Annotated in this window: 10 protein-coding genes; 3 read left to right on the top strand and 7 right to left on the bottom strand. The window is 67.5% G+C overall.

Annotated elements, in window-relative coordinates:
- Positions 1–10 precede the first annotated feature (10 nt).
- Complete coding sequence (gene thrS / locus NJLHNGOC_RS03985; RefSeq protein ID WP_113595218.1) at positions 11–1,933, top strand: threonine--tRNA ligase; 1,923 nt, start codon at positions 11–13, stop codon at positions 1,931–1,933.
- 412 nt (positions 1,934–2,345) lie between these two features.
- On the top strand, positions 2,346–2,867 hold the full coding sequence (infC, locus tag NJLHNGOC_RS03980; RefSeq protein WP_113595217.1) for a translation initiation factor IF-3: 522 nt from the start codon (positions 2,346–2,348) through the stop codon (positions 2,865–2,867).
- Between the two features lie 73 nt (positions 2,868–2,940).
- Here infC and NJLHNGOC_RS03975 read toward each other — a convergent pair whose 3' ends face one another.
- The 6 genes from NJLHNGOC_RS03975 to hrpB form a co-directional block, all read right to left on the bottom strand.
- Entirely contained in the window at positions 2,941–3,726 is a 786-nt protein-coding gene (locus NJLHNGOC_RS03975) for an SIMPL domain-containing protein (protein WP_113595216.1), read from the bottom strand.
- Positions 3,723–4,052: a hypothetical protein gene (locus NJLHNGOC_RS03970; RefSeq protein ID WP_113595215.1), complete on the bottom strand. Its 330-nt coding sequence runs from the start codon at positions 4,050–4,052 to the stop codon at positions 3,723–3,725. The genes NJLHNGOC_RS03975 and NJLHNGOC_RS03970 overlap by 4 nt, the downstream gene beginning before the upstream one ends.
- A 4-nt stretch (positions 4,053–4,056) precedes the next feature.
- Positions 4,057–5,511, bottom strand: coding sequence for a sensor histidine kinase (locus NJLHNGOC_RS03965; RefSeq protein WP_338045543.1), 1,455 nt, complete (start codon positions 5,509–5,511; stop codon positions 4,057–4,059).
- Positions 5,512–5,667: 156 nt separating this feature from the next.
- On the bottom strand, positions 5,668–6,348 hold the full coding sequence (locus NJLHNGOC_RS03960; RefSeq protein ID WP_110528922.1) for a response regulator transcription factor: 681 nt from the start codon (positions 6,346–6,348) through the stop codon (positions 5,668–5,670).
- Between the two features lie 146 nt (positions 6,349–6,494).
- Complete coding sequence (locus NJLHNGOC_RS03955; protein ID WP_239021318.1) at positions 6,495–7,595, bottom strand: S1C family serine protease; 1,101 nt, start codon at positions 7,593–7,595, stop codon at positions 6,495–6,497.
- 187 nt (positions 7,596–7,782) lie between these two features.
- Entirely contained in the window at positions 7,783–10,350 is a 2,568-nt protein-coding gene (hrpB, locus tag NJLHNGOC_RS03950; protein WP_113595213.1) for an ATP-dependent helicase HrpB, read from the bottom strand.
- A 109-nt stretch (positions 10,351–10,459) separates the two neighbouring features.
- On the opposite strand from hrpB, the gene NJLHNGOC_RS03945 reads away from it, so the two are divergent.
- Positions 10,460–12,574, top strand: a complete 2,115-nt coding sequence (locus NJLHNGOC_RS03945; RefSeq protein WP_408890521.1) for a protein-disulfide reductase DsbD family protein — start codon at positions 10,460–10,462, stop codon at positions 12,572–12,574.
- A 43-nt stretch (positions 12,575–12,617) separates the two neighbouring features.
- Here NJLHNGOC_RS03945 and NJLHNGOC_RS03940 read toward each other — a convergent pair whose 3' ends face one another.
- Positions 12,618–13,544, bottom strand: coding sequence for a hypothetical protein (locus NJLHNGOC_RS03940; protein ID WP_113595211.1), 927 nt, complete (start codon positions 13,542–13,544; stop codon positions 12,618–12,620).
- Positions 13,545–13,561 lie beyond the last annotated feature (17 nt).

Genomic DNA, 13,561 nt, shown 5'->3' with positions numbered 1-13,561 from the left:
GCACCAGAACATGCCTGCCATCACCCTGCCTGACGGATCCGTACGCCGCTTTGACGGGGCGGTGACGGGCACTACGGTGGCGCAGTCCATTGGCGCGGGCCTTGCGCGCGCGGCCCTTGCGATGGAGGTGGATGGCCGCCTGATGGATATCGGCCGCAGCATCGACCACGACGCGCGCGTCCGTTTCATCACCCGCAAGGATACCGAGTCGCTGGAGATGATCCGCCACGACGCCGCCCACGTGCTGGCCGAGGCGGTGCAGTCGCTGTGGCCGGGAACGCAGGTCACGATCGGCCCGTCGATCGAAAACGGCTTCTATTACGATTTCTATCGCAACGAGCCCTTCACGCCGGAGGATTTCCCCCGCATCGAGGCACGGATGCGCGAAATCATCGACGCGAACACCCCCTTCACGCGGGAGACATGGCCGCGCGAGGAAGCGATCTGCTTTTTCGAGGACCGGGGCGAGCGTTTCAAGGCCGAACTGATCCGCGATCTGCCCGCGGATGAGGAGATCTCCATCTACCGCCAGGGGGAATGGCTGGATCTATGCCGTGGGCCGCACCTGCGTACCACGGGCGACATCGGCAAGGCGTTCCGCCTGATGAAGGTGGCCGGGGCGTATTGGCGCGGCGACCATCGCAACCCCATGCTGACGCGCATCTATGGCACGGCATGGCGCGACCAGAAGGAACTCGACGCGCACCTCCACCAGCTTGAGGAGGCCGAGCGCCGCGACCACCGCCGCATCGGGCGCGAGATGGACCTGTTCCACATCCAGGAGGAGGCGGTGGGCCAGATCTTCTGGCACCCCAAGGGCTGGCGGCTGTATTCGGTGCTGCAGGACTACATGCGCCGCGCGCAGAACCGCAACGGATATCAGGAGGTCCGCACCCCCCAGCTGGTCGATCGCGGCCTGTGGGAGGCATCGGGCCACTGGGACAAGTATCGCGAGCACATGTTCATCGCCACGGTGGAGGACGAGGACAAGACCCTCGCGCTCAAGCCGATGAACTGCCCGTGCCATGTGCAGATTTTCCGCCACGGGCTGCGTTCGTATCGCGAACTGCCGCTGCGCATGGCGGAATTCGGGGCCTGCCACCGTTACGAGCCGTCGGGTGCGCTGCATGGGATCATGCGGGTGCGCGGCTTTACGCAGGATGACGCCCACATCTTCTGCACCGAGGACCAGATCGCGGACGAGACGGCACGTTTCGTGCGGATGCTTTCATCGGTGTACAAGGACCTCGGGTTCGAGCATTTCCGCGTCAAATTCGCCGACCGTCCCGAACAGCGTTCCGGTGACGACGCGACGTGGGACCGTGCGGAAAATGCGCTGAAGGTCGCATGCGACATGGCGGGCGTGACCTATGAGCACAATCCGGGCGAAGGCGCGTTCTATGGCCCGAAACTGGAATTCGTGCTGCGTGACGCCATCGGCCGCGACTGGCAGTGCGGGACGCTGCAGGTCGATTACGTGCTGCCTGAACGGCTCGATGCGTCCTATGTGGGCGAGGACAGTGCGCGGCACCGTCCCGTCATGCTGCATCGCGCGATCCTTGGTTCGTTCGAACGTTTCCTTGGCATCCTGATCGAACAGCATGCCGGGCGTTTCCCGATGTGGCTGGCTCCGGTGCAGGTCGTCGTCGCCTCCATCGTCACCGACGCGGAACCCTATGCCCGCGAGGTGGTGGAAAAGCTGCAGGCCGCGGGCCTTGTGGTGGAAGCCGACGTGCGCAACGAGAAGATCAACGCCAAGATTCGCGAACACAGCCTGGCGCGCGTGCCCGTCATTCTGGTGGTCGGCCGCAAGGAGGCGGAGGAACGGACCGTCGCCCTGCGTCGCCTTGGCGGCAAGGCGCAGGAAATACTGTCCCTTGACGAAGCGGTGACGGCCCTTGCGCACGAGGCCACCCCGCCGGACCTGCGATAGGGCATCCCCGACGCAACGCGTTTTCCGGCTAACTGACTGATAACAGACGGTTAAAGGTCTGCGGGCGCCGCCTTTTCCAAAAGGCGGCGTTCGTGCGGGGCCTTGTGGAAAAGCGTTTCCCACGGACCGTTTCATAATGTTTCACGGATCGGTCGCCTGAAACATTCCGCCGGTTGCATCTGGCAGGGGGCTGCGTGCAAGCCACGCATGGCTGGCCCCGTGCGGGTTATTGCACACGGGACTTGATCTGGCCCTTGTGTTTGCGCCACATATTGCCACATCAGCAGAGTCCGCAGGGCCACATGCCATCGTTTCCGTCCGGGTTCGGGCGCATTTTGGCGTGGGACGCCGGCGGTTATCACGCCGATATCTGAATGCACAGTCACAGGAGATGACCATAGCCAGACCCCCGATGCCCACTCCGCCGAACCGAGAGGGGCCCCGTGTCAATGAGGAGATACGCGTTCCGCAGGTCCGCCTGATCGATGCAGACGGCGAAATGCTGGGAATCATGCCGATGCGTGACGCCCTTGCGCGCGCGTATGCAGCGGGTCTCGACCTGCTGGAAATCAGCCCGAACGCCGAGCCGCCCGTCGCGAAGATTCTCGATTACGGGAAGTTCAAGTACGAGCAGCAGAAGAAGCGCAACGAAGCCCGCAAGAAGCAGAAAGTCATCGAAATCAAGGAAGTCAAGGTTCGTCCGAATATCGACGAAAATGACTACCAGGTGAAGATGCGGGCGATGAAGAGCTTCATTGGCGAAGGTGACAAGGTCAAGGTAACGCTGCGTTTCCGTGGTCGCGAAATGGCGCATCAGGATCTGGGCATCAAGGTTCTGGAGCGCGTTCGCAATGAAATGGACGAAATCGCGAAGGTCGAGCATATGCCCAAGCTCGAAAATCGCCAGATGATCATGGTCCTCGCCCCGCGCTGATACGCGTCTGGCGGCAGGTCCGATCATGCGAAAGCCCGGGTCATCCGACCCGGGCTTTTTTCATGCCCGCCGGTTACGGATGCAGCACGAAGGTTGCATCCGCCTGCGCCGTGACGTCCTGATCGGCGGCGGGGGCCTGCGGGGCGGCGACCGCCGATCGCGCGGCCATCATCATCATGGGCATCGGGCGCGGCATTTCCTGATCGTTCAGCGTGACCGACTCGATCCGCGCAATCTTCAGACCCAGCGCCGCCGCCGCCGCGTGGGCGCGCTGCTGGAGTTCATGCAGCGCCAGCCCTTCCGCCTGTTGCACCAGCGCCGTGCGGCGATCGCGTGACAGCGACCAGTCCAGCTGCGACAGGGCAAGGTCTTCCGACTGGATGCGGCCCAGCAGCGGAAGCAGGATGCTGCCGTCCGTCGCGCTGACACGGATGGTCTGGCGCGCGACCCACTGCGCCGGGCGACTGGCATGGGGGTCGGCGTCCTGATGGCGGACTGAATAGGATTCCGCACTGATGGTCAGGCCCGTGATGGCCCGCATTGTCGTCATGGCCTTGTCCACCTGCGCATTGACCTGTCCCTGTGCGCCTGCGGCGGTGGGGGCGGTGGATTCGGCAAAGAAGACGGCCGTCAGCCTGTCGGGGGGCGCATGCACGGTGCCGGTGGCCGACAGCATCAGCTTGGTGTTGGTATCATCGGACGTCATGGCGGAACCTGTCGTGGCGGTGGCCGCATGGGCGGACATGGCGGTACCCATCATGCCTGCCCCGATCAGAAGAACGGAAAAAAGGCCACGCGGGCCATGTCGCCATGCCCGGTTTTGCCGGGACGCGCGCACGGGGGACAGGGCATCGGTCATGAATGTGTGGTTTCCTTGAGTTCGACCAGCGCGCGGCGCAGCCTGATGATGCCCGAACGCACATGTCCCTCCCGGCACAGGTCGGCGCCCTGCGCCCGCAGGTCGTCGATGTCGTGGGGCAGTCCGGGGCCATAGGCATCGATGATGCCGATCAGGCGGTTGCAGAAGGCAGGGGTGTCGCTGGTGATGATGACGGGCTTGTCCCCGCTGGCGCGGGCGACGCCGGTGGTGGCGACATTGTCGCCCGCCATGGCGGCCCCGGGATGGCCACACAGGCAGAGGCTCATCACAAAAAAGGCGGGGACCGTGACCGGTTGCATGCTCATGCGCCTATAATACGTCACTGTTGGTGTCGTGCTGATGGGAGAAATGTGAAGTTCGTGTCATGTCTGGCATGTCGTCGTCGAACGGGTCATATCCGTATTCCGCCAGAGCGGAGGACGCGACCGGCAGGAGCAGCCGGACCACGAGACCCGGCTGCTGGCGGGAGAGCTGTATTTCCCCCCCATGCAGGTGCACGATGGCCCGCACCATCGCCAGCCCCAGCCCGGACCCTGGCGTGTTGCGGGCCTTTTCGGCGCGGAAGAACCGTTCGGTGGCGCGTTCCATGTCCTCGTCGGTCATGCCGATTCCTTGGTCACGGATTTCCACCTTCAGGATCGCGCCGCCCGCGGGCGTGACCAGGCGCCCCGTGGCGACGGGGGCGATATGGGCCGAAAGGCGGACGGTCGAATGTTCGGGGGAAAACTTGATGGCGTTGTCCAGCAGGTTGGCCACCGCCTGCTGGATCAGGGAACGGTCGCCGTAAAAGGGCAGGACGTCATCCATGTCCAGCTCCAGCCCGATGCCGTGCGTTTCGGCCACGGCATCGTACAGGTCTGCGATATCGAACAGGACGGGCCGCAGGTCGAACGTGGCAAAGGCGGAACGGCGGGCCCCCGTCTCGATCTGCGCGATGCGCAGCAGGGCCTCGAACACGGCGGTGATGTTGTCGAGGTTGCCGACCGCGCGTTCGATGGCCGCGCGCAGTTCATCGGCGTCGCGGGCATGCAGCGCCGCGTCCTCCAGCTGCGTGCGTGCGCGCGTGATGGGGGTGCGCAGGTCATGGGCGATGGAATTGGAAACCTCCCGCACGCCGTCCATCAGGCGCACGATCCGGTCGAGCATCTCGTTGATGGCCTCGGCCACCTGGTCCATCTCGTCCCCGTTGCCCACCAGCGGCATGCGGCGGTTCAGGTCGCCGTGGGCGATGGCCGACGTGGTGCGCGCCACCGTCTTGACCATGCGGCGGAAGATGCGGTGGACCAGCATCGCCCCGCTGACGGCAAGCAGCGTGACCATCACCCATGCCCATAACAGCGAATCCGTCAGCAGCCGGCGCAGGATGCTGCGTGCGCGCATGTCGCGCCCCACCAGCAGCTTGTATCCGCTATCCAGCTGTCCCGCCGTATGGGTCTGCGCCGTGCCCGGCAGGCGATAGGCATGCAGTTCCGCAAGCCCGCGCAGCCCCGCGCGCGTATCCGGCAGGGAGTACCAGCGGTCGGTATATTCCACCTTCGCCGGCCATGACGACACGTTCCCCGCAAGGTAATTCCCCTCCGGATCGATCACCATGTAGATCGCGTCATCGTCGAGGTTCTGCTCCAGCCGGTCCTCGATCGTCAGGGCCAGCGTGGGCACGCCCCCCATGACCCAGCGTTCGGCCAGCGCGCGGGCGTCGGCGTTGATCGCGGTTTCGACCTGACGTTCGAGGAAGCCGATTGTCCCCCACCATATGAAGGACATGAACAGGATGGACGACAACGCGAACAGCACCCCGTAAGCCAGCGAAAAGCGCAGGCTGGCGGAGCGGAACGCCCGCAGCCGCGGCCTGCACGGCGCGGTGTCATGCAGGGGGGCGGGATCCTTCACGGGTGGCGATGTCCCGCCCGCCGGGCCACGTCATTCCGCACGCAGCATGTATCCCGCGTTGCGGATGGTATGGATCAGCGGCGTGCCAAACGGCTTGTCCACCTTCTGCCGCAGGCGTGAGACATGGACGTCGATCACGTTGGTCTGCGGGTCGAAATGGTAATCCCACACCCCTTCAAGCAGCATGGTGCGCGTCACGACCTGCCCCGTATGGCGCGTCAGATATTCCAGAAGGCGGAATTCACGCGGCTGCAGGTCGATTTTCTGTCCCGCCCGGCGCACGGTGCGCGACAGCAGGTCGATTTCAAGGTCGGCGACCACCAGCTTGGTCTGCGGCACCTGTTCGGTGCGCCCGCGCCGGCCCAGCGCCTCCACCCGGGCGAGGAGTTCGCTGAAGGCGAAGGGCTTGGTCACGTAATCGTCGCCGCCGGCCTTCAGTCCCTGCACGCGGTCATCCACATCCGCCAGCGCCGACAGCAGCAGCACGGGCGTCGTGTTGTTCTGCGCGCGGATCGTCTCCAGCAGGCGCAGGCCGTCAATCCCGCCCGGCAGCATCCGGTCGAGGATGATGAGGTCGAATTTCTCGCTGACTGCCAGGAACAGCCCGTCCTTGCCATTGTCTGTCAGTTCGGTCAGGTGGCCTGCCTCGCGCAGGCCCTTGGCCACGAAGTTGCGAACCGTCGGGTCGTCTTCCACCACAAGAATATGCACGTTACCTCACTGATCGGCAGTCCGGTTGTCATTCTACGCCCGTCGCGCGACAAGGCCAGAGCGGATGCGGCGCGCGGACATTACCGATGTTACATATGGATTGGTGGCCCGGCCGTTAAGGGGCGGACGGACCGCGCCCGCGCGGTTCAGTCGTCCGTGTCGTCGGGGCGGTATCCGACGACCGCCGGGATGGCCAGGGTGTCATGGCGGCGACGGATATGCAGCACGACGGTCGAGGCCGGGCGTTTCGCGGCGATGGAACGGATCAGCATGCGTGAACTGTCGATGGGCTCGTCATTCACGGCGGTGATGTAATCGCCGATATGCAGGCCCGCCTTCATCGCCGGGCCACCCCGGTCGATGCCCACGATTTCCACCCCCGGCACATGGGTGTCGCCCCCGTCCGTCAGCGTGACGCCAAGCCAGCCACGGTCGATATGCCCGTTGCGGCGCAGTTCCTCCACGATCGGGGCGACGATTTCGGACGGGATGCCGAAACCGATTCCCACCGATCCCCCGGTGGGCGAGACGATGGCGGTATTGAGGGCCACCACCTGCCCGCTGAGGTTGAAGGACGGCCCGCCCGAATTGCCGGGATTGATCGGCGCGTCGAGCTGGAGGAAGTCGTCGAACGGGCTGGTCCCGATATCGCGTCCCCGGGCGGACACGATGCCCGCCGTCACGGATGACCCCAGCCCGAACGGGTTGCCCGCCGCCATGATCCAGTCGCCGATATTCACCAGCCTGCTGTCGCCCCACCTGACGAAGGGCAGGGGATGGGGGGGCTGGACCTTGATGACGGCGATATCCGTCAGGTCGTCGCTGCCGATCAGGTGCGCGGGCAGTTCCGTTCCATCCGTCAGCGAGACGGTGATGTGGTCCGCATCGCCCACGACATGGGTATTCGTGACGACAATGCCGTCGGGGTCGATGATGAATCCCGATCCCGCGCCCAGCATTTCCTCCCCGTGGGAGCGCATGCGTTCGCGGAATTTATGCTCGAACGGGGTGCCCCGCACGCTCGGCAGCACGCGCTGTCCGTTGCGCTGGCCGGTGGCGTCCTGCGTTACCGCGATGTTGACCACCGCCGGTCCAACCATCCGCACCAGCGGGGCGAATGTCAGCGGCCCCGACGCGACCACTGGCGGGGCGGGCGGCGCGAACAGCGACGCGGCATCCGGCGACACGGGTGCGGGTGCCGTGACCGGCGCCACCGCCTGCGCCCGTGCGGCGTGAGAAAACGACATGGCGCAGCAGCAGGCCAGGGCCAGGGGCGCGATTACAGGCGGGCGGGAAAGGCGGCGGGCCATATATATCCGTAACGGGTCAGGGCGCGGGGTTACCCACTGAACCGTGATGATAGGCGAAAAAAAAGGCAATGACATGGCATGTGGCAAAGGTGTGGCAAATCATTGGCGCACTGCGGCGTTCATGTCACGTTCCGCGGCGTGGTGGCCGCCGCGACGGCGTGGCCTGCGCCGGGTCCTCGGGCCAGTCGTGGCGGGGATAGCGGCCGCGCATGTCACGGCGCATGTCGGCCCATGAACCGGCCCAGAACCCCGCAAGGTCGGCGGTGATCGCCTGTGGCCGCCCCGCAGGCGAAAGCAGCGCGATCCGCAGTCCGACGCGCCCCTGCGCAATCCGTGGCGTCTCATTCAGGCCATAGAAGGCCTGCGCCCGCGCGGAGGCAAGCGGCACCGGCTGGAGATAGTCGATCCCCACGCGTCCCCCCGGCAGGTCGAGCGCGGGGGGCAGCGTCGTATCCAGCCAGCGCAGCGCGTCATGCGGGATCATGGCGCACAGCACCGCCAGCAGGTCGAGCGCGCGGATTTCGCTCATGCGTGCCATGCCCCCGATCCACGCGCCCAGCCATTCCCCCACGCTGGCGGCCAGCGCCGCGTCGGACAGGTCCGGCAGGTCGGCGCGGTCCAGCACGTCGCGCGCAAGGGCGACGCGGGCCTGAAGCTGCCGGCACTGCGGCGTCCAGTCAAAGGCGGCCGCGAGGTTCTGTCCGACCTGCCGGATCAGCAGGTCGGCCACCTCCGTCGCATCGGCGGTCACGGTGCGATCCCGCAGGACCAGCGCGCCAAGCCGCAGCCGGCGACGCGCCATCACCGCGCCGGTGGCGGGGTCGATGGTGGTTTCTACCTGCTCATGCGCACGGGCCAGCACGCTGTCCGGCAGGTTTTCGGGATCGAGTGGCGCGGCCAGGCGGATTTCGCACGCGGTGCGGACATGCATTCCCGCCACCGCCAGAAGCGGCAGGCTGGCGAGGGGATCCGTCTTTCCCATGCGGGCGCTGCCGCCGCCCGACAGGCGGAACGACCCGATATCGCCACGCCGCTGCGCGATGCGGTCGGGAAAGGCCGCCGCCAGCAGCGCCGCGCAGTCGCCGTGGGCCTCCTGCTCCCGGCCCAGTCCCATGCGGCGGCGGTACTGCCGCGCGGCCTGACGGATGCGCGACAGCGCCCTCCGGTCCGCGGCCGGATGGTCGCCGCCCGCGATCAGGTCGAGGCGCAGGCGGATGTCGGCGGGGGGAATGATGTTGCCGCCCGGCCCGCGCCCTGACGGGCGTGGGCGCAGCGGATCGCGTTCCTCCAGCAGGGCGGCAAGGTCTGCGGCCAGCGCGGCCTCGCCCGGCGTGCGGGCGGCCAGCATCATCGCGGCAAGGCGCGGATGCGCGCCAAGCTGCGCCATCCGGATGCCGGTCTCGGTAATCCGGCCGTCTTCGGACACCGCCCCAAGCGCAAGCAGCAGGCTGCGCGCGGCCTCGAACGCGCCGTTGGGGGGCGTGTCGGCAAAGGGCAGGTCCGCGGGCGGCGTGCCCATCGCCGCCTGCCATGCCGCCGTATCCAGGCGCAGGCCGGTCAGTTCGGCTTCCATGATTTCGGGCCGGTCATGCGGCGGCATGGCGCGCGATGTCGTCTCGCTCCACAGGCGTATCGCGATGCCCGGCGCCACGCGGCCCGCGCGGCCCGCGCGCTGGGCGGCGGCGGCACGTGATATGCGCGCGGTCTCCAGCTTCGTCAGGCCGGTGCCCGCATCAAGGCGCGGCGTGCGACGGAAACCGCCATCGATCACGATCCGTACCCCCGGCACCGTCAGCGACGTTTCCGCGATGGAGGTGGACAGGATCACCCGTCGCCCCTGCGTATGGGGCCGCAGGACGTAATCCTGCTCCCCGGGGGGAAGTTCGCCATACAGTGGCAGGACCTCCGCCGCCACGTCGGCCAGGGCGGCCTGCGTGCGGCGGATTTCGCCAACGCCGGGCAGGAAGGCGAGGATGTCGCCTTCTTCCTCCGCCAGGGCGGCGCGGATCGCGTGCGCCATGGCGTCGGGCAGGTCGCGCTGGTGGGGGATGTCGCGACGCGCGTGGCGGATTTCGACGGGGAACATGCGCCCCGCGCTTTCGATGACCGGCGCGTCCATCCGTTGCGACAGGGTGGCCGCGTCCGTCGTGGCCGACATCGCCACCAGCCGCAGGTCGGGCCGCAGTTCGCGCTGCAGGTCAAGGCAGAAGGCCAGCGCCGCGTCCACATCGACGGAGCGTTCGTGGATTTCGTCAAAGATGACGCAGGCGACGCCATCCAGCGTCGGATCCGCCAGCAGCCGGCGCACCAGCAGCCCCTCGGTCACCACCTCGATTCGCGTCGCGGCGGAGGACGCGCCGTCAAGCCGCGTGCGATACCCGATCAGGCCGCCCGGTTCCTCCCCGATCAGTTCCGCCATCCGTCGCGCGGCCGCACGGGCGGCCAGGCGGCGGGGTTCAAGCATCACGATGCGCCCGTCCCCCCGCCACGGCGCGGCCAGCAGCGCGAGGGGGACCAGCGTCGTCTTGCCCGCGCCGGGGGGCGCCACCAGCACCGCGCCGCCCCCCTGGTCCAGTGCGGCGCGCAGCCGCGGCAGTGCCTCCGCCACGGGCAGGTCGGTGCCGGGTGCCGCGCCGGGCGGGAACAGGTCGGGTGGGAAAAGCGGATTTTGCAGGGATGGATCGGACGCCATATCGTGCTTTATGACGTGTGCGACATGCGCGCGGCAATGCCTGAACGGCCGCATACGATTATATAATACAGGCCTTTCGCCCCCATCGACCCTGACGGAGTGTTCCTGCGTGGCAATCTTGCGCTTACTCTTCACGCTGTGCGTCGTGACATGCCTTGCCCCCGTCCTGCCGCGCACCGGGCTTGCCGCGCAGAGCACGCCGGTTTCCAGCCCGCACGGCACGGCAACGCTGCTCAGCGACAGCGACACCTTCATGCCGGGACAGGAGATGCATTTCGGCCTGCGCCTGCAGCTGGCGCCGGGATGGCATACGTACTGGCTGAACCCCGGCGACGCGGGGGAGGCGGTGACGCTGGCGCTGCATGCGTCCGGTGGGGCGGTGGGCGAAGGCGGCCCCATCGAATGGCCGGTGCCGCAGCGGCTGAGTGACGGGCCGCTGATGTCCTATGCCTATACCGGCGACGTGCTGCTGCCGGTGCGCCTGGAACCGCGCGAGGCGAAGGAGGGGGCCGACATGGTGGTGGACGCCACCGCCGACTGGCTGGTCTGCGCCACCGTCTGCGTGCCCGAACATGGCGAATTCAGCCTGACGCTGCCGCGCGGGCCGCTTTCCCCTTCCGCGCAGGCGCCGCTTTTCGCCCGCGCGGCGGCGCAGCGTCCGGTGGCCTCCCCCTTTGCCGCGCGGATCGCCGCCGACGGCACGCTGTCGCTGATGGGGGCGGGACTGTCGCCCGCCATGGTCCGGGAGGCATGGTTCATGCCTGAACAGCCGGGGCTGATCGATCACGATGCGCCGCAGCCGCTGCATGTGCGTGACGGGCTGCTGCAGCTGGGGCTGAAGGTGGCGGACGGGTTCCACAAGGATGCGCCCCTGTCTGGCATCGTGGTCATCCGCGACGTGTCGGGCCGCGAACAGGCGCTGGCGATCACCGCGCAGCCGGGGGGCGCGCCCGCGATGGCGTCCGCCCCCCCTGCGGGCGGCGGCGCGGGGCTGCTGCGTCTGGTGGCGCTGGCCTTTGCGGGGGGGATGATCCTGAACCTGATGCCGTGCGTGTTCCCGGTTCTGGCGATGAAGATCCTCTCGCTCGAACGCATGGCGCGGGGGGAACGCCGCGCCGCGCTGACGGGGGCGGCGCTGTATGCGGGGGGCATCGTCGCGACCTTCGTGCTGCTGGGCGTGGTGATCGTGGGCCTGCGCATGGCGGGCAATGTCGTGGGGTGGGGATTCCAGTTCCAGTCGGTGACGTTCGTCACGCTGATGTGCTGGCTGCTGTTCGCCATTTCGCTCAACCTGCTGGGGGTCTTTTCCTTCGGGATGCGCATTGCGGCGCTGGGTGGCGGGGGGACGCTGTCGGGGCATATGGGGGATTTCCTGACCGGCGTGCTGGCGGTCGTGGTCGCCACGCCCTGCACCGCGCCGTTCATGGGGGCGGCGGTCGCCGGCGCGCTTTCGGCGTCGCCGGTGGTGGGAATCGTGATCTTTGTCGCCATGGGGCTGGGCCTTGCCGCACCTTACCTGCTGCTGGCGATGGTGCCGGGGCTGGTTCGGCTGCTGCCGCGTCCGGGGGCGTGGATGGAAATCGTGCGTCAGGCGCTGGCCTTTCCCATGCTGGCGACATGCGTGTGGCTGGCGTGGGTCGCGACATTGCAGGGCGGTCAGGTCGCGGTGCCGGTGCTGGCGGGGGGAATGGTGCTGATTGCGCTGGCGACGTGGCTGGTGCGCATGGCGCAGGACGCGGCGATGACCGGCACGGGGAAGGAGGGCTTCATCCTTGGCTGCCGGGGCGGGGCGCTGTTTGCCATCGGCCTTGCGCTGGGTGGCGTGCTGATGGTCATGCCTGCCCTTGCCCCGCAGGGCGCGGACGCCACGCAGGCTCAGGCCACGGACGGGACGGAGGCATTTTCGCAGGCGCGGCTTGACGCCCTGCGGGCGCAGGGCAGGCCGGTCTTCATCGACATGACGGCGGCATGGTGCATTTCATGTCTGGTGAATGAACGTGTCGCCCTGTCGCCGCAGCATGTGCGCGATGCCTTTGCCCGGCAGGGTGTCGTTTACATGAAGGGCGACTGGACCGGGCGCGACGCGGCGATCACCGCCTTCCTGCGCGATCACGGGCGCGACGGGGTGCCGTTATACGTCTATTACCCCACGCATCAGGAGGGGATCGTCCTGCCCCAGATACTGACGCCGGGGCTGGTGCTGCGGACGATCGGCGCGCAATAGGGCGCGCCGGGACGGCGGGAAGGCCACGCCTTCCCGCACCGGATCAGTTGGTGCCGCTGGTGCTGTTTGTGCCGGAAGGCGGCAGGGTCAGGTATCCCGGCTGGGGCGAACGCAGGCGGGGCGTCCTGGTCGTCGTTGTCGTGGTCGTGGCGGAGGGTTCCCCGTCGGGAAAGATGGGGTCGGGTCCGTCATTCGCCGCCGGAGCCGCAGGGGCCGCCGGCGCGTTAGACGTTGCGGCGGGCGTTGACGAAACGGCGGCCGGCGTGTCCGACGACGTCGTGTTGGGCATGGGCATCGTCACGGTCTGTGCCCCGCCCGTGCCGGGTGACGCACCGTCAAGCGACTGTTCCGACACCGCCCCTGCGACCGGCGCGGTTGTCAGCCAGTTGCCGAGGTTGTTGCGGATCTGGGATTCCAGTTCCCGGTTCATGTCCTGCATCATCAGGTTGACGAGTTCATACAGGTTCGCGGTCGTATCGGTGTTGCCCTTCGTCGCCTTGGGGTCGTAGGAGCGCGTGACCTGCGCCACCGCGTATCCCTTGCGCAGCCCATCGGCGGACACGACGTCGAGATGGACATTCATCTGTCCGTCAAGGATGCCGCCCGGTTCATGCAGGATGGAGGCGCGGTCGATGGTGAACACGCCATGCCCCCCGGCACCGGATGCGATCAGCCGGTCATGCGCCATCTGTCTGAGCGCCTGGTCCGGGGGCGTGGGCGCGCGGTTGGACAGGTCGCCGGGCACCATTCCGGGCTGACCCCGGTCAACGATGGAAATGCTGGCCACGTTCAGGTTCAGCGGCGCGAGGTTGCTGTAGCTGAGCGGCGCGAACGTCATGGTCGGCTGCTGCTGGTCATTGTGGCACGCCCCCAGCATGACAAGCGGCAGGCCAAGCGCCATCAGCCGCGCCATGCGCATGGCCCGCACGGCGCGGGAGGGACGGGGAACGGTCGGACAGGGCGGATGCATGAACGGATTTCCCGAAA

Origin of the sequence: Novacetimonas cocois (assembly GCF_003311635.1) — a bacterium.
GTDB lineage: Bacteria > Pseudomonadota > Alphaproteobacteria > Acetobacterales > Acetobacteraceae > Novacetimonas > Novacetimonas cocois.
The sequence above is the reverse complement of the archived record's forward strand: the minus strand, read 5'-3'. Positions and strand labels throughout refer to the sequence as shown.